Below are 21,598 nucleotides of genomic sequence, written 5' to 3'. Positions count from 1 at the left end.
TATTTTTACAATGTGACCTTAGATATATTTGAATAATCATAAATTATTTTAAGATTTTTAGAAAAATTAGAAAAAGTTAAAATAATGCTAGGAAAAATTTCAACTTTAAAATTATTATTTAATAAATTTGTAATTTCATTATTTAAATTAAAATAAAAAACATTTTCTGATGTAACATCTGTGTTTTTTATAGTGGAATGAAAACTAATAATTTCTCGAGTAGAAATATTTTCAAATTTAACAATTGGAACTAACAAATTCTGATTTGTCATTTTGTCTATGACAAATGAAATGTTAAATTTATCAAATGATATTAAATATTTTTTATCAAAAGCCATTTTAAATTTTTCTATAAATTTTAAATAAACTTGACTTTCAAAACCTAAATTTGATTTTAATAAAACAGTAGAAATAAAACGATTAAAAGAAATAAAATCATTACTATTTACTGCTTCATCAAATTCCTTGTTTAAAGAAAAAACATTTAATCCCAAGTTTTCCTTTTTATCTTTTTTCTTTTTAAATAAATTAAACATTTTTTCTCCTTTTTAAATTAAATATTTTTTTTGTTATATTGAATTTAATTAATAAAAACTCTATTACTATATAAAACAAATAAATAATTCAAAGTAAAATTATAAATAGCATTATTATTTCATTAGTGTTAAAAGTATTAAAAAGTTCATTAAAAATAAAATTATTTGCTTCATAAACTAAAATTAAATTTAAGTTTTCAATAAAAATAATTAATAAAAATAATTTTAAAAATAATATTGTTGTAAATCAATGTTGATTTGAATTTCTATTATTTTGTCAAGCATGAAAAATAACAACAATAAGCGATAATAAACCACTTAACAAATAAATAGTACTAATTATTGATATCTCATTCGAATTTACAAAAAATAATATTATAAATGTCTCTATTCAGATCAATAAATGAATTGATGTATATAAAAGTTTTTTAATCAAAGGTGCACTAATAATATTTTTAAAATATAAATTAATAAAGAAATAAATTCCTATAAAAAACAAAATAACAAAAAAATGTATTAATGGTAATAAGAAATTAGTATTTTTTTGTTCTATTAATAAAACTGTCTTTTCTTTAATTGTTGCTAAATTAATAATTCACATCAAAATTAAAGGTACTTTTATTGCAAAAAATATTATGATGATATTTTTAAAATGAATTTTAGAAAACTGTTTTGTTATTATTAAAAATATTTTTTCAATATTCATCAAAATCAACATTATTATTAACAAGGAAATTAAAGTAATAATTATAAAAATATTTAAAGTTGTTTTTTTAAAAAATAAATTTTCAAAAAAGTTATATGTTTTATTGTTTTTGAAAATTTGATTCCCAAGACTTTCAATATTATTTTCATTTGTATTTTTCATTATTAAAAACAAAATAATTGTAAACACACTAATTAAAATGATTTTAGCAATTGAACTAACTATTATCATTCATTTTTTAATTGGTGAAAGTGGACTTATTTTTCAGTTTAAAAATAAATTAAAAAAACTAAAACCTATATTTAAAAAAATATAAAATATTAATAAAAAAATAAAATAAAAAATATTAAAAAAAGATTTTTTATTTTCATAAATTTCTTCTATATTAGATAATGGATGGAAAGCAAAAATTAAAATCAAGCTTGTTATACTAAAAATAAAATAACATAAAAACCATAAAAAATATTTATGAATTGTTTCTTTGTAATTATTTAAATTTAAAAAATTTTTAATTATTGATGAATAAAAAATATAAAATAAAATAAACGTGTAAAATATAAAAACAAAATTTATTATTTTACTTTTATAATCACTAAAATCAAATAGTTTTTCTTTAAGTTCTATTTTATAAAATAAAGTTTTATCTGATAAAACAAAGATAAGAAAAGTGCCAATAGCTAATAAAATCAATAATAAATAACGTAATGTAACAAAATAAAGATTTTTGTTATTTTTGAATATTTGTTTGTGATTAAGTAATTTCAGCATTTTTTCCTCTTTATTTATTAAATTTATATTCCTCATTAATTTCTTTTAATCCATTAGGGAATAAATTAGTTTTTATAGAATCACCATATTTTTCTTGTAATTTTTGACGATAAGATGTTTTTTGGTCTTTTCCCCCACCATAAATTAAGTCATACTGTGGTAAATTATATTTTCCAAAAGCACCATTATAATTATACCCCTCAGATCTAAATGCTAATGATAAACCTGTCATAGCAGAAACATAATTAGATGAATGATGTATACCTACTAACTCATTTTTTTGATTTCTAACACTTGAACCAGATGAACCACCAAATGGCGCAAATTGACGTACAACATAATTTAATCCTGAAGCTAAATAAGGTTTTTTATCATTATGAATATATAATAAACTCTCATTTTTTGGTAATGCAATAAATAAATCAGTCACACCTGGTTTATCAATAAATGAACGATAACCTATGTTATAAGATAAATTGTTATTAGAGTTTTTAGTTGTTGCATTATTTTCTTGATTTTCATCAACATTTCCTTGATTATAAAGTCTATAATCAGCATTTGTTCATAATACTTTACTTTCTTTTTTTAACTTAATTTGTGCTGCATCTTCATATTGATCAAAGAAAAAATCATTATCAGCTCTTGGGTAACCTAAAGCATATAAATTATCATGGTTTTCTTTTATATTAGTTTCATTTTTAAAAATTTTATCTTGAATTTGTGTGTAATCTTTTAAGTAACTTGTTTTTAAAAAAGATATTTGTTTATCTTTGTTATTAAAATAATCATTTGTTACATGTTTTGCAAATTCTTGTGGTGTTTTTCCTTTTAAAAATTCTGGAGCAATATTTGCAAAATCAATTTCAATAACTGCAAAGTCAGCAAACTCCTCAATTTTATCAAGATCATCATATGGTGTTTTATCACTTAATGTTTTTGAATTAAAATTTTTAATTTCATCTTTTAATTTTTTAAATTTTTCATCTAGTTCTTCCACATTTCATGATTTAATTAATGCATCTAACCCACTTAATTCATTTTTGAAATTATTAATAATTTCTAATTTTTTTGGATCTTTTTCATTTTTTTTAGATTCTTCTAAAACTTTTTCCGCTTCTTTAAGTCAAAAATCAAATTTTAAAACTTTAATAAGTTTATTTTTTTGTTCTTCAGCTAAATAATCACTATAACTATCATTTAAATAATCTTTTGCTTCATAAAAAACTTTTACTACATCTTTATCATTATTTTTAACACTAATTGATTGTTTGATAAAATTTTCATCTTGTTCTACAAGTTTGAATTTTGTTCTTAAAGGTGCATTTTTATTTAACCATTGTAAATGAATATTGGCTGTTTTCGAATTAAAAGCCTTAACCACATGGAGATTTGTTCCAAAAAATCACTTTGTTGGATATGAATTATCCTCTGGGATTTCATAATCTAAAATTCACATTGTTCCAGATTCTTTTTCAAAATCTTTTGGATCATCACCCCTTTGAGAATTTATAGCAATAGAATAAGTTTGTAGTGCTATATCTTTATAATGTTGGTCAACTAAAACACGTGAAAGTCCTGTAATTTTATAAGGATCTCTTCCTCTTGAATCTACTCAACTAGGACCTACAGCAATCCCTGGACCTTCTTTAATTTTTAAACCTTTAAAATTACCAGATTCATCAAATACTGGAATAGTATAACCTTTAAGTTTTAAGCTATCTCAATTATCTATTTTTAAATCTTTTGCTTTTTTGTCAAATTCTTCTTTTTTATCATTTGTAATTTTTAATTCAGATCTATATTTGTCTAGTGGAATTTCGCCATTAAATGTTACTTGTCTTTCTAATTCTTTTAAATAGTTTTTAGAGTTTAATTCATATCTTTTTAATAAATTAGCATTTGTTCATTCACTAAATTCACCACCAGATAATTTAGTAGAATCAACAGGTGATGAATGAATTATTCCATCTGTACCTGAATTAACAACATTTTTTTTAAAACCTGAAATTTCAATTTTTTGAGCTTCTAATGTTTCATTAGCGTTTTTATTTGTTAAACTATAAATTATTGTTAGTTTTCCTGATAAATTAGAAATAGGAATGCCATGCTCATCAGTGTCATATTTAATATCTATTATTTGAATATCTATATTTTTATCTTCAACTTCTGCATCAATATTATATATTTTTACATTACCAGCACAAAGTTGTTCTTTTTCTGAAAAACCACCAAAATTATTTTTAAATTTAAATTTTGGTTGTATTTTAGATATATCTGGTGTTTTTGGTGTTGAATTTTTAGAATCTGATGTTTTATCTACATTATTACCATTTGTACTTTCACTTGTACAACCCGCAGAAATAAAAACTATTGGCATTATAAGCGGAATAATTTTAGGTATTAATATTTTCTTTTTCATTTTTTTCTCCTATGTTCATTGAGTATTAGGATTTTCAAGTTGAATATTTGAGATTCCTTTAGAATTTAAATGATTTTTGACATTTTCATCACTAGCGATAATAGTTCTACTTATACCTTCAGCATATTCCAAGAAAACATTTAAATTTTTTATGCCATTAGATGTTAATGATGAATTTTCTTTATTTGTGATTTTTAATTTGGATGTTGCATTTCCATTTCTAAATAAAATTTTTGTTTTTGGCATTTGTGGTTGTTCTGTTACTAAAAAATCAGAAAATTGCGAATTATTTAATTCATCAATCGAAAGTTCAAAAGTATCAGAATTATTGTATAAAACCAATCTTCTTAATTTTCTTGGTTTGGAATTCGATGATTTGTGTTCATCATGAAATTTCAAATTTCTAAGTGATTTCATTTTAGTAACACGACTTAGGTCTAAACCTTGTGCAAAACTATTGTTTTGTTCATCATGATCAGGTGCTAATCCACCACCAAAACCACCTTGGAATATTTTTTCGTTGTTTCTTGTTCAATAAGCCATTCTAAGACCATCATTAATCCTTTTATATGGATCAGGTTTACTTGGATCAAAATCAGCATCCTCGAAAGCTAATGAATCAAAAGTAATTCTCGAAGCAATATTGGGATTATCACCATATGAAGATGAAGCATTATAGTCAATTGTATTAACTCATGCAGTTTTTTTCAATGCTCATGGATTTATACTTCAAGATTCTTTAAGACTAGCTCCTGGTGTTCCTACAGTAAATATACCTAATTCATCAATTTCTTTATTTTCTAATGCAATTAATGATGAAGTATTGGTAGTAATAAAAAACAATTCAAGTTGTGGTAATTTATCAGGTAATGCTACCAAAATGTCTTTAAATCTTTGATTTGAGTCAGTTTTACCCATATTTTTAATTTGATATGATGTTATGGGCATTTTATCTTTTGTTAAATTTTGAATTAATTTTATAGATTTTTCATAACCTTTATTATTAGCTAAATCAATTACAACTCTTACACCTTCATTTCTATAGTTTTCACTTTTTTGATCCCTAGTTAGTTTTTGAATAAAGATACCATCATTATTTGAAACATCATATTTTTTATATTCACTTGTATCTGTAATATCCTTGATAGTTCAACCAGGAATTTCTCCACTTGTAATTTGACCAGGATGTCTTGATTGATAACCGACATAACCAAAAGCTCTTTTTTGGGCATTGTCTAATTGATATCTAGTTTTAACAGCATTAATAATAGGCGCTTTTGAATGTGAGTCGATTTCACCTTTTTCATTAATACAAACATTGTAATTATCTTCTTCAATAACAAAACCTTTTTTTAAATCTTCTTCATGCTCAGGAGTAAATTTTTTAAATTTACTAAAATCTAATTTTACAATAACTCTTAAATAATAACTGGTTTCTATTGCTTTTTCTTTTCTTCAATAAAGTTCATAATTTTTACCTTTAATACCACTGTTTTTTAAATCGATTTCTTCTAATCTTCGTTTTTCTTTATCTTTTTCCACATCAGCCAATGTATATTCTGATTTCAAGAAATCTTTTAAGTGAGGACCATCAATTAATTTTTTAAATTTTTCTACTGATTTTGTAAAGTATTCTGAATCATTACTTGCAACATGGTCAACAACTTTAAAATCTTTAGTATCTTCCTGTTGAATTATTTTAACAGTTGCTTCTGGTAAATTCATTTTTAAACCTTTTTGAGAATTTTCAAGATTTTTTTGAATGATTTCATCAGTGACTTCAATACTTAAAACTTCAGGTGTAACAATAGCTTGATAAGGAACTCTATTAACCAAACCATTATCTATATCATATTGAATATTTTCTCTTTTAGTTTGTTCTTTAACTTGAGCATTGATTTTAATTCCTTCAAAATCAACCGTTTTATCCTTGCCTTCAATAGGTTTGGGATTGTCAATAATTTCTGGTTTTTTTTCTATCTCAGGCAGGACAATTTCAGGTTCTAAAGGTTTTACTTTTATTTCAGGAATTTCAATTTTATCTTTAATTTTTTCTAAATTTGAATCTAAAATACTATCTTTAATATTTTTGCTTTCATCATTAAAGTTATTATTTTTATCAAAAGATATAATTTCATATTTTTTGGATTCCATTTCTGGTGAATCTAAAAAAACTTTTTTAAGATCCGTCATTTTCATAGTGAAATATATACTTGCTGAAACAGTCGTTACAGTGAATGTTGTAGTTATCAAAATTAAAACTTTTTGATTTTTTTTCACTTTTAAAAAATTCATTTTATATATCCTTGTTATTTTTATATATTTAAATTATGTTATACTATTAAATTTTTTTTATAATAAAAAACAAAAAAATAAAAAAATAACAATAGTTAAATTTATTTTTTACAATAAATTAAAAATGTTTTTTTTTTTTTTTTGTTGAACTGTGTTATAATATATGATTTTTTTATCAAGAATATATTATATGAAAATTATTTCGTCAATATTTGTTTTAAATTTTTAAAAATTTCAACAATTACAAATGGAATAATACCAAATAAAAATGGTAAAACTATAATTCATTGTTTTGATCAAAATTTTTCGATATATAAATTCATATCAAAAATTTTAGAAACGATAGGTACATAACTAGCAAAAGCTAAAAAAGCTAAACTAACTAAAAATGAAATAAAACCTCATTTTTGATGTTGACATTTTTGACTTAAAAATGAATTATGATCTTTAATAATAAAAGAATTTAAACTTAAAATGATACCTGTTGTAACAAATAAATTTAATGAAGAAAATTGTTTTATATCATTGTTATTTTTTAAAAGTTTTTTTATTTCATTTACATTGAAATTATCAATAGCTATTGCTGTTGTTAAATAATAAATTAAAAGCGATAATATGCAAGCTATCAATGATAAAGAAATAATTTTTAAAAACATTTCTTTTGTAATGATTGATTGATTCAAAGGAGTTGGTTTGTTTTTCATTAAATCATGACTTGGACGATTTAAACCTAAAACAATTCCTGGAAATGTTTCAGATACAACATTAATTCATAAAATCTGCAAAGCAGATAAAGGGTTAGTTTTAAAAATTAAAATACCAAAAATAGTAATTAACAAAGCAGATAAATTTGTTGTAAGTAAAAAAATTAATAATTTTTTAATACTATATAGGATACCTCTTCCTTCTTTTATCCCTGTAACAATTGTTGTAAAATTATCATCAGTTAAAATCAAATCAGCTGCATTTTTAGAAACATCAGTACCTGTAATTCCCATAGCACAACCAATATCAGCTGCTTTAAGTGCTGGAGCATCATTCACCCCATCACCTGTCATTGCTACAACATGTGATTTTTTTTGTCATGCTTTAACAATTCTTATTTTATCTTCAGGTCTAACCCTTGCAAAAACTGCTATATTTTCAATCTTATCATCTAATTCTTTGTCAGACATCGAGTTTAGTTCATCACCTGTTATTACTAAATCATTTTTTGAATTTATAATAGTTAATTTTTTTGCTATAGCATAAGCAGTAGTTTTATAGTCACCTGTAATCATCACTGTTTTGATATTTGCATTTCTTGCTTTAATAATAGATTCTTTAACATTTTCACGTGGTGGATCCATCATTGCAACAAGTCCAATAAATGTTAAATTATTTTCTATTATTTCAATATCATTTATATCTGGCATTTTTTCTCATTCTTTTATTGCAAATGCTAAAACTCTTAGTGCTTTTGAAGCAAATTCATCATTTTTTTCTTTAAAAACAGGATCAAAATTATTAATTTTTTTTGAAATAATATCTGGCGCACCTTTAGAAATAGATAAAATTTTTCCATCTTTCTTAATAAAAACAGTCATAGTTTTTCTTTCTGAATCAAATGGTATTTCACCTAAAATTTCTATTTCTTTTAAAAGTTTATTTTTGTAAATATTATTTTTTAGTCCATGTTCTAAAATAGCTATTTCTGTTGGATCACCTAAAAAATCAATTTTGTTAGTTTCAACATTTTTGGTATAACTTGCACTTGTAGCTAAAACAGAATATTCTAAAAAAAGTTTTGTTTTTATTTTGTTATTTATAAATTGATCAACAATAGTCATTTTATTTTGTGTTAAAGTTCCTGTTTTATCACTACAAATAATAGAGACACTACCCAAGGTTTCAGAAGCTGAAATTTTTTTAATTAATGCATTTTTTTTAGCTAATTTATTTGAACTAATAGATAAAATCATTGTAATTATAGGAACAAGCCCTTCAGGAATTGAACCTATTGCTAAAGTTACACCGATAATTATTCCTTTAGATCAAAAATTTCAATTTCCATTTTGAACAACGAAAATATATATAAAAAATGTTAAAATACAAAGAATAATAGAAAAAAATGCGACTTTTTTACTAAAAGCAAAAATCTTTTTTTGTAAAGGTGTTAATTTATTTTTTTCATTGTCAATTAAATTAGCAATTTGCCCAACTTTAGTATTCATCCCAATTTCTGTGATTATTACTTTTGCTCTTCCTTTTGTAACTAAAGTTCCGAAAAAAACTTTTTTACTTTCATCCTTAACATCTAATATTCCATCATCATTTTGTTTAAAAACAGCTTCAGATTCTCCAGTTAAAATAGATTCATTTAATTCTAAATTTGAAGAATTAACAATAACTCCTCCAGCTGGCACCTTATCTCCTGCTTCAATTAAAATAACATCTCCTATTGTTAATTCTTCAGTTAATATTAAAATTTCATCACCATCCCTGATAACTCTTGCATATTCATTATTTAATTTTTTTAAAGCATCAAAAGATTTTTCAGCTTTATTTTCTTGGACAAAACCAAAAATTGCATTAAGAACTACAATAAATAAAATGATAAAAGGTTCACAAAAAGCAATAATTATATCTATTTTGTTAGTAAATTTATTTTTAAAAAATTCAAAAAAAGCAATTGATAAAGCCAAAATTGAACTAATGATCAAAAGAATAATCAAAGGTTCTACAAATTGTTTTAAAAATTTCAAAATTAAAGATTGCTTATTTTTTTCAACTAACTTATTAACACCATATTGTTTTTTATTTTCTTTTAATTGTTTTGCATTCAAACCTTTATCTAAGTCTATTTTATAAATATCAAAATTATTGTTTAGCATTTTTTCTCTTTTTTCTTTCAATAGTTTTTTCTATTAATGTAGTAAATAAATTATGTGGTTCTAAAGGACGTGCATGAAATTCAGGGTGATATTGTACACCTATGTAAAAATCTTTTGATTTGTCTTCACAAATTTCAATTAAATTATTTTTTACACTTCTTCCTGAAAAAACAAAATTTTCATCTTCTAATATATTTACAAATTTTTCTTGAACTTCATAGCGATGTCTATGACGTTCAAAAATGTTTGTTGTTTTATAAATATTAGCAATAACACTATCATTTTTCAAAATAATTTCACTTCTCCCAAGTCTAAGAGTTCCACCTATGTTATTTTTATTTTTTCCTTTGATTAAATCCAAAACATAAACTTCATCTTCTTTTTCACCTAAAAACTCTTTTGAAGTTGCATTTTTTATACCTTTGTTTCTAGCTTGGGCAATTGTCATAGCTTGCATACCCAAACAAATACCTAAGGTTGGAATATTTTTGTCTCTTGCATATTGTGCTGCAAAAATTTTCCCTTCAAAACCTCTTACTCCAAAACCTGGCATAATTAAAATCGCATCTGAATTATTTAATAATTTATCGGCTGTTTTTTCATTTAATTCTTCTGAATTAATAAAATCTAAGTTTAACTTTTGTTCTTTATAAATTGCTGAAATTTTTAAAGCCTCAATTATAGATTTATATGCATCTTGAAATTCTGAATATTTAGCAATTAATTTAACATTCAACTCCCCTTTTGCAGGTTTTTCACTCAATTTTACAAACTCTTTTCATTTATTTAGTGCTTTATTTTTATTCACAGGTAAATTAAAATATTTAAGTATTAATTGATCCGCTTTTTTTTCTTCTAATAATAAAGGTGATTTATAAACATTGTCCAAGTCATATATAGAAATTACATTTTCTTTATTTAAAAATGAAATTTTTGAAATTTTTTCAATAACTTTTGTTTCTATTTCATTATCTGACCTCAAAAGTATCATATTTGCTTTGATTCCCATTGATCTAAGTGTATTAATTGAATATTGAGAAGGTTTTGTTTTAAATTCTTTTGATGTATTCAAATAAGGAACATAAGTAACATGAATAAAAAAAGTTTTTTCTTCATTAGCTTCATATGCTAATTCTGAAATTGCATAAATAAATGGATTAGATTCAATATCACCTACTGTTCCACCTATTTCAACAATAATAAAATCTTTTTTATATTTTTTTTCAATATTTTTTATGACATTTTTTATTTCATTTGTAACATGTGGGATGTATTGAACAGTTTTTCCACTGTAAAAACCTTGTCTTTCTTTGGTAAAAATATTATTAAAAATTTTACCACTTGTATAATTAGAGTCTTTGAAAAAATTTTCATTAATAAATCTTTCATAGTGACCTAAATCTAAATCAGTTTCTCCACCATCTTCAGTTACAAAAACTTCACCATGTTCATAAGGAGACATAACACCTGGATCTATATTTAAATAAGGATCTAATTTAAGAACAAAGACACTGTAGCCTCTTGATTTTAACAAAAGACCTAATGAAGCAGCTGAAACTCCTTTACCAAGCCCTGAAATCACACCACCTGTTACAAAAATGTATTTTGACATATTACCACCTTTATTTTTTAGTTTAAAAAACATTACTTTAATTTTACATAAAATAAAAATAAAAATAACAAACAAAATTATTTTTTTTATATTATATATGCCAAAGTAACAAAGATTATTTTTTTATATTATAAAAGAAAAAAATAAAAAATTGTTTATAATATGTGCATGATTGATTTTTTAGGAAAAAGAATACAAAAAGCAATTGATAAAGCATCTAAAAAAACACTACTAAAGGAAGAAGATATTTTAGAAATTACAAGAGATATTAAAATAGCACTTCTTGAAGCGGATGTTAATATTACCATTGTAAAAGAATTTATAAAAGAAATTAAACAAAAATCTATAGGTTCTGAAATCATTGGCAAACTTAACCCTGGACAACAAGTGGTTAAAGTTGTTAATGATGAATTAGTGAAAATTTTAGGTGGAAAAGTTAAAGAATTAAAAATAACTAAACCAATTTCAGTTGTTTTAATGACAGGTTTACAAGGTAGTGGTAAAACTACATCAACTGCAAAATTAGCACATTTTCTCTTAAAGAAAAAGAAAATTACTAAACCATTAATGATTGCAGCTGATATTTATAGACCTGCTGCAATCGAGCAACTAATTGCTTTAGGAAAACAAATAAATATTGATGTTTATAGTGAAAAAAATGAAACAAGCGCAGAAAAAATAGTTGAAAACGGACTTCAAAAAGCAAAAAATGAAAATTATGACTTTGTTGTCATAGATACAGCAGGTCGTTTATCAATTGATGAAAAATTAATGAATGAGTTAGTTGCAATCAAAAAGATTGCTAGAGCTCAAGAAATTATTTTTGTAACTGATTCACTTGCAGGGCAAGATATTATAAATGTTGCTAAAACATTTAATGAGTATCTAACATTAACATCATCAATTATTACAAAATTAGATTCTGATGCTAAAGGTGGGGCAGCCTTTTCAATTACTAAATTGTTAAATATACCTATCGCATTTATCGGTACAGGGGAAAAAATATCAAATTTTGATTTATTTCACCCAGATAGAATGGCTAATAGAATTTTAGGTATGGGTGATGTTTTAAGTGTTATTGAAAAGGCTGAAGAAGTAATAGATAAAGATAAAGCAAAAAAATTAGGAAGAAAATTTTTATCTGGTAATTTTAATTTAGATGATTTACTTGCATCATTACAACAAATGAAAAAAATGGGTAAATTTTCAAAATTAATCAAAATGATACCGGGATTACCCAAAAATATTGATGCTTCCAAAATAGCAAATGTTGATCAAAAAATAAAACTATATGAAATTTTGATTTCTTCTATGACAATGGAAGAAAGAAAAAATCCTAAACTTTTGAAAAATTCATCAAGAAAAAATAGAATCATCAAAGGTTCAGGAAGAACAAATCAAGAATATAATCAAATGATTAATGAATTTGAAAATTTTGTCAAAAAAATGAAAGAAATAACGAAAAACAATAACTCTGGCTTAGGTAATATATTCGAACAATTTAAATAAAAAAATATTTAGAGGAATTATGGAAAATTTTACTTGAAAAATAAGTTTAACACTTTCACTTTTATTAGCTGCTGCTGGGCTTGCTTTATTTATTTTTTCAACCAAAGGATTATCCAGTACATTAAAACAACTGAGTGATTCCAGATTGAAGAAAATGATGAATTTTATCAGTAAAAATAATTTTGTTGCAATGATTATTGGGGTTTTAATCACTACAATGATCCAGTCATCTGATGGAGCCGTCGCTTTGATTATGGGACTTTTAGCTGGAAGCTTAATTAATTTAAGAACTGCTATTGCATTTTTATTAGGTGCTAACATCGGAACAGCAACAACTTCATTAATAGTTGCTTTTGAATCTAAATTTAGTTTCACAGAGTACTTTATTTTTTTAATATTTATTGGAGTTTTTGGAATGTTATTGACCAAGAAAATGAAATGACAAAATCTTTTTTCACTTTTATTTTCAATAGGTTTAATTTTCTTTTCACTTAAAATTCTTTCAGGACAAGCAAAACTATTAATAAAACTCCCTATTTTTCAACAAGTAGTTGGTGTTATGAGCGCTAATGCTTGAAGTAGTTTTATTATCTCGTTTTTATTCACTGGTGTTTTGCAATCATCTAGTGCAACAGTTTCTCTTTATCAAGTTATGTATGAAGCTTCACAAACAGCAACAGATAATCAAGGAATACAAATGTCATTATCAGCAGCATTAGCATTAGTTTTTGGCGCGAATGTTGGTACAACAATAACAGGATTAATTGTTTCATTTTCTACAAGAAACAAAGAATCTAAAAAAATTGCTGTTATTTGAGGTATAACTAACTTTAGTATTTCATTTGTTTTACTATTTTTCTTATCTCCATTAACTTGATATGCTGATCTAATTAAAATGATTGTGCCAAATTCACCAAGATTCCAACTTTCTATTGGGCATTTATTATTTAATTTTATTTTGGTTGCTATTTACATTTGATTAACCAAATATTTAGAAAAGCTTGTCAACTTAATAATAAAAGACAAAAAGAAAAAAAGTAAATTTGATTATGAAATTATTTTGCCAAATGAACTAATTGATGTTAATCATACTTTAGCACTTCAAAGTGCTAAAAAAGCCATCAAGACACAAACAATTATTTTAAAAGAAGGAACTGAAATTATTTCTAAATTTCTTAAAACTGGTGATAAGAAAATTTTAAATAGATTATATAAACTTGAAGCTTTTGTTGATAATACAAGGGGAGAAATTTATAATTATTTAATTAAAATCAACTCTAAGAAATTAAACAAAGAAGATTCAGAAATTTATTTATCATTAATTTTATCAGCTCGTTCTATTGAAAAAATTATGAAGCTAGGAGTGGGTGCAGTTAAAGAACTAAATAAAATTCATAATTCTAAAAATGAGAAATTTTTTGATATGGATAGTGAATCTATTCATGAAGTAAATGAATTACTTTCACTACTAAGACTGATTGCTGAAAAAACAATTAAGCAAATTAGTAATTTCAATGCCAAGGAAAGAAAAACTATTCAAAAATTAACTGATAATTTAGATATTTTATCTCATGAATTTTTAAAGCTCAACATTTTGAGATTAGCAAATTCTAATTCTCATACTAAACAATTAGAAGTAGGGTTTGAATTTGATTTTGTGATTAGATCATTAGAAAGAATGGGACATCACTTTTTAAGAGTTAACAATTATCACACAGAATCAAAAAGATCTTTAATTGCATTGAATAAAAAAGAAGATAAAGAATTTAAAAAAGTTCATGGAAATTAATAAAATTTACATTTAAAAAAATTCTCACTATTTGATATAAAAACAATGAGAATTTTTTTTAATTTGAAACCTTTTTTCCCCTAAAATAAGTTGATAAAACAATTGTTTTATGAATATTTTTTTTATGATTTCTAAAAATATCTTTTTCTAAAATGATGAAATTAGCATAATAATTTTTTGCTATTTTACCTACTTTATCATCGATGTTCATATATTTTGCTGTACCTAGTGTATAAGCTTCTAAAGCTTGTCATAATTTTATTTTTTGTTTTGGATTAGGATGATTAATAGCTAAATGAATATTACATCAAGGATTTAAATCACAAACCTTTCAATCTGTTCCAAAACTTATGTTTATTTTGTTTTTAACTAATGTTTTATAAGGTGAAATTTCCATTTTATCATTAAAAAAATAATTTTCTTTTAAAAAACATGGTTGAAGAGATAAATAAATATTGTGATTTTTAATTAGTTTAACTAATTTTTTGTTCATTACATCACTATGTATTAAACCATTACGCATTAAATTACTATGATCATTCATTGCATAATTCTTAATAACAACTTCACTTGTTAAATCTCCTATTGAATGAGTCACAACTGACAAATTATAACTATTGATTTTCTTTACAAATTCATAAAATTTTTCTTTATCGATAAATAAATTATCTAAAGAATTAGTTGTTTTTAAATTAAGTGTATTATTTGAAAAAGTACCATCTGCAAAAACTTTAATAGCTCTTATTTGGTGATTATTTTTTTTTAATTTAATATGCTGAATTTTTGCTAAAAAATTATTTATTCATTTTTCTTCTGTTAATCACATTTGATGTGAAATTTCTAATGATAATTTATTTTTATTGTTTAATTTTTCAAAAACATTCAAATCAAATTCTCAATTTTCATTTCTTAAATCACAAGTAAAAATTCCAGTTATGCCAAAATTATTTGCTTTTTTTACTCATTTTATAAAATCTTTTTGATATTGAATGTTTCTTTCTGCTGAAATTAATGCATCTACTTTGTAACAAATTTTTTCTTTTAAAAAACCTGTTGGCATTTTGTCTTCGCCTAATTCAATATAGCTTTTTTCATAAGTAGCATTTTTATGATAAATACCTAAACGCTTTAGAGCATGTGTGTTAGCAAATGCAGAATGATAGGATTTTCTTCACAAAAAAACAGATAAATTTGGAAAATGATCATCTAAATATTTTTTAGATATCATTTTTTTTTCTTCAAACTGTTCTTCATCTCAATCATAACCTATCAAAACATCATCATTTTTAAAATTATGTTTTTTATTAAAAACTAATAATTCATTAATTAAATCTTTATGATTTTTGATTTTAGATAAATCAAGATAAGATTCATATTTTGCACCAAAATAAAAATGAACATGGCTATCCATCAATCCTGGGATAACTAATTTTTTATTTAAATCAATAATAGTCTTTGGTTTAAATTCTAATGCATCTTTTGTTTGTCCCACAAATATAATTTTTTTGCCTTTAACAATAAAGGCTTCTTGAAAAATATTTTTTTCAATTCAAATTTTTCCATTAATATAAGCAATCATAATAAAAAAATTATATTAAATTTTATTTAAATAAACATTTTTTTGCATAACAAATTACCAAATACTTTAATAAATAAAAAAACTCACTTAGAAAGTGAGTTCTAAATTAATTTAAATTTATTATCTTCTATTTGTTAATCTTAACATGTGTATAAATATTTTTATGAACATAATTAATAATATACATCCAAAATAAATAGAAGATTTAAGCATAAATGATTTTTTATGTTGTTCTGTGCTATCTTCAAGAAGAATTCTATTACCTTCTGCTGCAATACCTTGGAATGCATAACCAATATAAATTCACGCAACTAAAATACTTATACCAGAAATTAATGAATCTAATAATGAATGTCTAATAAAATATGAAATAATAGCCATTATTATAACTACTATACTTCCTATTATTGCAAAAGGAAGTAATTTTGCGAAATCAATAAAACCAAAATATCCTAAAAAACCAAAAATAGCTATTGAAACACTAGGCACTATCAATGCTAGTGTGATTTTAGTTATAAAGTCCATACCTGACTTATCAATAAGAGAAGTAAAGTAACTAATAGATATAATAAGTGGTAAAAATAAAGAGTGTGAAATAATAAATGCAATATAAGCTAGTACTACAAATAATAATGGACGCCTTATTTTTGGTCTTGATATATATGTAACAAGAGCTATTTCAATCACCGACATTATTACAACTGATAAAATAGTAGTAATTGTGTTATAAAAAAACATCTTTGTTAAAAAAGAATAATAAGCATTATATAATGCTGTGGATGCTAAAATAGTATAAGTGAATAAAAATGTAACTGCCAATCCAAAGGCAAATCATCCTATGGAATAAGCAAGCATTTTATTTTTTAATTTTTTTTGTTCATTTGTTAAAAATGTACTATCAAATTTTTTAGTTCAAAATCTTGTTAAATTCATGACTTTATTATAGCACAATTTAATTTTTTAAACATAATATTATATTTGCTAATTAAACTTCGATTTTGATACAAAGTTTTTATTATTAATTAAATTTTGTTTTTATACTTTTAAATTTTATTTTTTTAATATTTTTAAAATAAAAATTTATAATTTTTTAAGTAATGGTTAAAAATAAAAAAACAAATAATAATTATAAAAAAATAGCTAATATTGCTAATGTCGGGATTGGCACTATATCTAGATATTTTAATAATGGTTATATTTCTGATGAAAAAAGACAAAAAATTGAAAAAATTATTACTAAAGAAAATTTTTCACCAAATTATAGATTAATTAAAGACAACACATACAAACAAACTATTTATGTTATTATTTCCAGTTTTTCAGATAGTATAAGTGAAATTATTAATGGATTAGAAAAGCAAGTTGAAAATGAATTTAATCTTTTAATTGTTAAAGCAACATTAGATTGAAGAAAATATCTTTCTAAATTACGTTATGTTTTAAAGCAAAAACCGCAAAATTTGCTTTTATTTTTGCCTAAAACTACATCATATTTAAAAAAAATTATTTCTAATATAAATTATGTAAATATTATTGTTTATGGTGAAATAATAGAAAATATTAAATCTATTGTTCTAGAACAAAAACAACATTTTTTTAATTTAACAAAAAATTTTGTTGAAAAAAATAAAATTAAAAAGTTGGCTTACATTGGTTTGGATATGGATGATCCAATTACAGGAAAAGAACGTTTTGAAGGTGTGTCAAATTACATTAAAGCTAATAAAATAAAATTTTATAGTTATTTTTTAGAAAAAAATTCTGTTGACTTGATTGAAAAAAGTTTTGAAGATATTAAAAGAAAAAATATAAAAGCTATTATTTGTGGAACACACACTATTTTTAAAACTATTGTTTTGTTAAAAAAAGAGCAATCTTTTTTATTAACTGATATTGGTGGAAAAACTTTTTTTGACAAATTTGCTTTTGCTAATGAAAAAATTTTTATTGATTATTTTAAAATAGGTGAAAAAATAGGTGAAATCTTTAATAAAAAAATTGAAAATAAAATTTTTATATTTTAACTAAAAATATGGAACAGTTCCAAAAAAAATTTTTTAACTTTTTTGCATATTTAAGTTTTTTATATACTTAAATTAGGAGGTAAAATGGTTAAAAAAAATAATAAAAATGAAACTGTTGATTTAATAATAAAAAATATTGGTGGTTTTTCTAATATTGTTTCTGCTTCACATTGTATAACTAGATTTAGATTAGTTATAAAACAAAAAGACTTAGTAAAAATGCAAGAACTAGAAAAAATACAAGAAGTGAAAGGTGTATTTTTTACACAAGGACAACTTCACATTGTTTTAGGTATTGAAGTAAATGAATATTTTGAAATTTTAATAAATAAAGAAAAATTTGCTGAAATTGACATAGTTTCTAAAGAAAAATTAAATAAAATTAGTGCAAAAAATTTAAAATGATATGAAAAAATGTTTATATTTTTTTCAGATATATTTGCTCCCATTATTCCGGCATTAGTTGCTGGCGGATTAATTTTAGGATTTAGAAATATTTTAGAAACTGACTGAAATGGCTATGTAATTAAAGATAGAATTGCTTTTTTTGATGGATTAAATAGTTTTCTTTGAATTCCGGCCTCAGCTGTTTTTTGATATTTACCAGTTGGTATTTCTTATGCTACATTTAAAAAAATGAATCAATCACCCATTTTAGGGATTATAATTGGTCTTACACTTTTAGTTGAACTTCCAAATATTTACTCTCTTACAGGAAAAGCTGGAGAAAAAAGCTTATGAATCTTTAATTGAATAAGTGAAAATAAAGATTTTAAATTCGGACAATGACATTACCCATTTAAAATTGGATACACTGCCCAAGTAATCCCCGCATTAATTATTGCTTTTGTAGGTGCATACATTGAAAAAACGCTAAAAAAAGTAATTCCAAATATTTTAAAGCAAATACTTGTGCCATTATTAACTATTTTAATTTCTTATACTTTAGCAATGACCATAATAGGACCTTTTGGTTATATTATAGGTTATGCTATAAGTGAAGCAATTAAATGAAGTTTAACAAATACAATAAGTAAATATTTCTTCGCACCAATTATTGGTTTATTATATGCGCCAATGGTTATAATTGGAATACACCATGCATTAAACGCATTGATGATTCAAAATACCGCACAATTAGGTGGAAGTTTTGTATTTCCTATATTAGCAATTAGCAACATAGCTCAAGGAGCAGCTGCACTAGCATTTGTTATGTTAAATAAAAAAGACAAAAAAATCAGAGAACAATCTTTATCTGCTTTTATTTCTTGTTGATTAGGTGTCACAGAACCTGCTATGTATGGAATAAATCTTAAAAAAATATTTCTATTTTTTGCAGCAATTTTTTCAAGTGCACTTGGTTCATTGTTATTAACAATTTTTGGTATTACCTCAAATGGTATAGGATCAGGAGGTATTTTTGGAATTTTATCAATTCAAACAAAATCACAAGTAAATGATGTTTATACTTTACCTGGTAGTGGATTTTTATGATTTGCTATAACAATGTTAGTAGTTATAGCTTCAACAATAACATTAAGTTTTATTTTTTCAAAACTAAAATTTTTTAACAAAAAATTAAGACTTAAAAATGAATTTTAGAAATAAAATTATTTATCAAATTTATCCTTTATCTTTCAAAGACTTTAATAATGATGGTTTTGGTGATTTAAAAGGAATTATTTCAAAACTAGATTATTTAGAGTGGTTAGGTATAGATGTTATTTGAATAACTCCAATTTTTAAATCACCAAAAAAAGACAATTTTTATGATGTAAGTAATTATTATGAAATTGATCCAGTTTTTGGAACAATTAATGATTTTAAAGAATTAATCAACAAAGCGAAAGAAAAAAATATAGAAATAATGATAGATATGGTATTCAATCATAGTTCAACATCACATGTTTGATTTCAAAAAGCACTGAAAAATGTTAAAAAATATCAAAAATTTTATTTTTTTGAAAACAACATCAACAATGAACCACCTAATAATTGAAAGTCAAAATTTGGTGGTAGTGCTTGAAATTTTAATAAAGAGATGAACAAATGAAATTTAGCTTTATTTGACAAAACACAAGCTGATTTAAATTGAAATAATCCTTTATTAAGAAAAGAAATTTTTAAAATTGTCAACTATTGAAGTTCTTTAGGGGTTAAGGGTTTTAGATTTGATGTTATTAATTTAATTTCAAAACCTAATAATTTTACAAAATGTATTTCATTAAAAAATGATGGTAAAGAATTTTATACAGATGGTCCAAATTTATCATTTTTTTTGAAAGAACTAAATAAAAATACTTTTTTAAAAACAAATAAAATTATTAGTGTTGGTGAAATGTCTTCTACAAATATTTTAGAAGCAGTAAAACATTCAAATGAAAATTATGACCAACTTTCGATGATTTTTAACTTTCACCATCTTAAGTTAGATTACAAAAATAATCAAAAATGGAATTTTAAAAAATGAAATAAGTCAGAATTTAAAAATATTTTGATTGAATGACAAAAAACTTTTTTTAAAAATAATGCAAATATTGCTTTATTTTTTAATAATCATGACCAACCTAGATCAAATTCCCGTTTTGGAAATATAAAAAAATTTTGATTTGAATCTTCGACATTATTTAGTGGTTTAATATTTACGCTTTATGGTACTCCTTATATTTATCAAGGTGAAGAAATTGGTATGATAAATCCAAACTTTAAAAAAATAGAAAATTATAATGATGTTGAAACATTAAATTTTTATAAACAAAACATTGATAGTATGGGAAAAAATAAAATTTTAAAAATTATTTCAAAATTTAGCAGAGATAATTCGAGAACTCCTTTTCAATGAAATGGAAGTAAAAATGCTGGTTTTAGTTTTCACAAACCATGAATAAACGTTTCATCTAGTTTCAAACAAATTAATTTAGATAATCAAATTAGCAATAAAAAATCAGTAGTTTGATTTTACAAAAATTTAATTTATTTAAGAAAAAATAATGAAATTCTTACAAATGGAAAAATTACTTTTTTAAAATCAAATTCTAATTTATTTGTTTTTAAGAGAAATCTAAATAACACAAAGTGATTATTTATTTTTAATTTATCACAAAAACAACAAAATATTAGTCAATTTGTTAATGAAAATTTGAGTCTTATTTTTAGTAATACAAGATGTAAAATTAAAAATTTTTTAAGTTTAAAACCTTTAAATTTTTATATATTTAAATATGAAAAAAAATAGAAGATTTAAAAATAAATATTCAAAATTTCATTATTTAATTGCTTTTTTACAATCTTTAATTTTTAGTTTAATTTTATTTTTTTGACAATTTAAGAAATATAATACAACAACATCTGTTTTATTGTTTGTGTCATCTTTAATTATTTTGTTTTTAATATACATAATAATAACCTACAATATAGTGCGTATGGGTCTGTTAAAAAAATAAAAAATAAATTTATTATTTAAAAACACTTTTAAAATAAGTTTGAAC

Annotated in this window: 14 protein-coding genes; 5 read left to right on the top strand and 9 right to left on the bottom strand. The window is 23.0% G+C overall.

The window, feature by feature from the left end:
• Positions 1–5: 5 nt before the first annotated feature.
• The 6 genes from EXC65_RS00710 to EXC65_RS00685 form a co-directional block, all read right to left on the bottom strand.
• Positions 6–536: an MSC_0623 family F1-like ATPase-associated protein gene (locus EXC65_RS00710; RefSeq protein ID WP_129719594.1), complete on the bottom strand. Its 531-nt coding sequence runs from the start codon at positions 534–536 to the stop codon at positions 6–8.
• Positions 529–2,010 carry an MSC_0624 family F1-like ATPase-associated membrane protein gene (locus EXC65_RS00705; RefSeq protein WP_129719593.1) on the bottom strand — a complete coding sequence of 494 codons (1,482 nt, stop codon included), beginning with the start codon at positions 2,008–2,010 and terminating at the stop codon, positions 529–531. The genes EXC65_RS00710 and EXC65_RS00705 overlap by 8 nt, the downstream gene beginning before the upstream one ends.
• Positions 2,011–2,020: 10 nt before the next feature.
• Complete coding sequence (gene mip, locus EXC65_RS00700) at positions 2,021–4,429, bottom strand: Ig-specific serine endopeptidase MIP (protein WP_129719592.1); 2,409 nt, start codon at positions 4,427–4,429, stop codon at positions 2,021–2,023.
• Positions 4,430–4,438: 9 nt separating this feature from the next.
• Positions 4,439–6,724 carry a putative immunoglobulin-blocking virulence protein gene (locus tag EXC65_RS00695; protein WP_129719591.1) on the bottom strand — a complete coding sequence of 762 codons (2,286 nt, stop codon included), beginning with the start codon at positions 6,722–6,724 and terminating at the stop codon, positions 4,439–4,441.
• 197 nt (positions 6,725–6,921) lie between these two features.
• Complete coding sequence (locus EXC65_RS00690; RefSeq protein ID WP_165001312.1) at positions 6,922–9,618, bottom strand: cation-translocating P-type ATPase; 2,697 nt, start codon at positions 9,616–9,618, stop codon at positions 6,922–6,924.
• Complete coding sequence (locus EXC65_RS00685) at positions 9,584–11,209, bottom strand: CTP synthase (RefSeq protein WP_129719589.1); 1,626 nt, start codon at positions 11,207–11,209, stop codon at positions 9,584–9,586. Before EXC65_RS00685 ends, EXC65_RS00690 begins: the two co-directional genes overlap by 35 nt.
• Before the next feature lie 168 nt (positions 11,210–11,377).
• Here EXC65_RS00685 and ffh point away from each other — a divergent pair, with 168 nt between their 5' ends.
• On the top strand, positions 11,378–12,718 hold the full coding sequence (gene ffh / locus EXC65_RS00680; RefSeq protein ID WP_129719588.1) for a signal recognition particle protein: 1,341 nt from the start codon (positions 11,378–11,380) through the stop codon (positions 12,716–12,718).
• Between the two features lie 19 nt (positions 12,719–12,737).
• On the top strand, positions 12,738–14,507 hold the full coding sequence (locus tag EXC65_RS00675; protein WP_129719587.1) for a Na/Pi cotransporter family protein: 1,770 nt from the start codon (positions 12,738–12,740) through the stop codon (positions 14,505–14,507).
• A gap of 58 nt (positions 14,508–14,565) precedes the next feature.
• On the opposite strand, the gene EXC65_RS00670 is transcribed toward EXC65_RS00675, so the two are convergent.
• The gene (locus tag EXC65_RS00670) at positions 14,566–16,086 is read right to left on the bottom strand and encodes an amidohydrolase (RefSeq protein ID WP_129719586.1); all 1,521 of its coding nucleotides are present in this window, start codon (positions 16,084–16,086) and stop codon (positions 14,566–14,568) included.
• Between the two features lie 120 nt (positions 16,087–16,206).
• The gene (locus EXC65_RS00665) at positions 16,207–17,019 is read right to left on the bottom strand and encodes an MAG0110 family membrane protein (RefSeq protein WP_129719585.1); all 813 of its coding nucleotides are present in this window, start codon (positions 17,017–17,019) and stop codon (positions 16,207–16,209) included.
• Between the two features lie 164 nt (positions 17,020–17,183).
• On the opposite strand from EXC65_RS00665, the gene EXC65_RS00660 reads away from it, so the two are divergent.
• The 3 genes from EXC65_RS00660 (at position 17,184) to EXC65_RS00650 (ending at position 21,345) form a co-directional block, all read left to right on the top strand.
• On the top strand, positions 17,184–18,110 hold the full coding sequence (locus tag EXC65_RS00660) for a LacI family DNA-binding transcriptional regulator (protein ID WP_129719584.1): 927 nt from the start codon (positions 17,184–17,186) through the stop codon (positions 18,108–18,110).
• An 84-nt stretch (positions 18,111–18,194) separates the two neighbouring features.
• Complete coding sequence (locus EXC65_RS00655; protein ID WP_129719583.1) at positions 18,195–19,712, top strand: PTS transporter subunit EIIC; 1,518 nt, start codon at positions 18,195–18,197, stop codon at positions 19,710–19,712.
• Positions 19,702–21,345 carry an alpha,alpha-phosphotrehalase gene (locus EXC65_RS00650; protein ID WP_129719582.1) on the top strand — a complete coding sequence of 548 codons (1,644 nt, stop codon included), beginning with the start codon at positions 19,702–19,704 and terminating at the stop codon, positions 21,343–21,345. The genes EXC65_RS00655 and EXC65_RS00650 overlap by 11 nt, the downstream gene beginning before the upstream one ends.
• A 30-nt stretch (positions 21,346–21,375) precedes the next feature.
• Here the strand turns inward: EXC65_RS00650 and EXC65_RS04660 are convergent, their stop codons facing one another.
• Positions 21,376–21,507, bottom strand: a complete 132-nt coding sequence (locus tag EXC65_RS04660) for a hypothetical protein (RefSeq protein WP_276310784.1) — start codon at positions 21,505–21,507, stop codon at positions 21,376–21,378.
• Positions 21,508–21,598 lie beyond the last annotated feature (91 nt).

Origin of the sequence: Mesomycoplasma neurolyticum, from assembly GCF_900660485.1 — a bacterium.
GTDB lineage: Bacteria > Bacillota_I > Bacilli_A > Mycoplasmatales > Metamycoplasmataceae > Mesomycoplasma_A > Mesomycoplasma_A neurolyticum.
Note: the sequence above shows the minus strand (reverse complement) of the source record. Positions and strands in the feature narration are given on the sequence as shown.